This window comes from Rhodococcus sp. ENV425 (assembly GCF_002887785.1).
In the GTDB taxonomy this organism is placed as follows: Bacteria; Actinomycetota; Actinomycetes; order Mycobacteriales; family Mycobacteriaceae; genus Rhodococcus; species Rhodococcus aetherivorans.
In genome coordinates this window covers 1-651 of record NZ_PCZU01000254.1, presented here as the reverse complement: position 1 = coordinate 651, position 651 = coordinate 1, and the positions used below count along the sequence as shown (strand labels likewise).

Genomic DNA, 651 nt, shown 5'->3' with positions numbered 1-651 from the left:
CCGCGGGACTCGGCTTCACGCTCGACGACTTCCAGGTCCGCGCCTGTCGCGCTCTCGACGAGGGCCGGGACGTGCTCGTCTGTGCCCCCACCGGCGCCGGCAAGACGATCGTCGGCGAGTTCGCGGTGCACCTGGCGCTCGCCGCCGGCGGCAAGTGCTTCTACACGACGCCCATCAAGGCCCTGAGCAACCAGAAGCACGCCGACCTCGCCGCGCAACTCGGGGACGAGCGGGTCGGCCTGCTCACCGGAGACGTCTCGGTCGACCCGCACGCACCCGTGGTCGTCATGACGACCGAGGTGCTGCGCAGCATGCTGCACGGCCGCTCGCCCCTGCTCGACGGGCTCACCCACGTCGTGATGGACGAGGTCCACTACCTCGCCGACCGCGAGCGCGGCGCGGTGTGGGAGGAGGCCATCCTCTATCTACCCGGCACCGTGCGCCTGGTGAGCCTGTCCGCGACGGTCAGCAACGCCGAGGAGTTCGGTGCCTGGCTGGGCCGGGTCCGCGGCGCGACCACCGTCGTCGTCGAGGAGACCCGGCCGGTTCCGCTGCACCAGCACGTGCTCGCCGGGGGCCGGCTGTTCGACCTGTTCTCCCCCACCACCGGTGCGATCGACGAGAACCTCGTGCGGTACGTCGCGCATCGCC

General features: G+C 71.6%; 1 protein-coding gene. It reads left to right on the top strand.

Annotated features, from left to right (window positions below):
- A partial coding sequence (locus CQZ88_RS22490) for a DEAD/DEAH box helicase (protein WP_146034360.1) occupies positions 1-651 on the top strand: 651 nt, incomplete at both ends.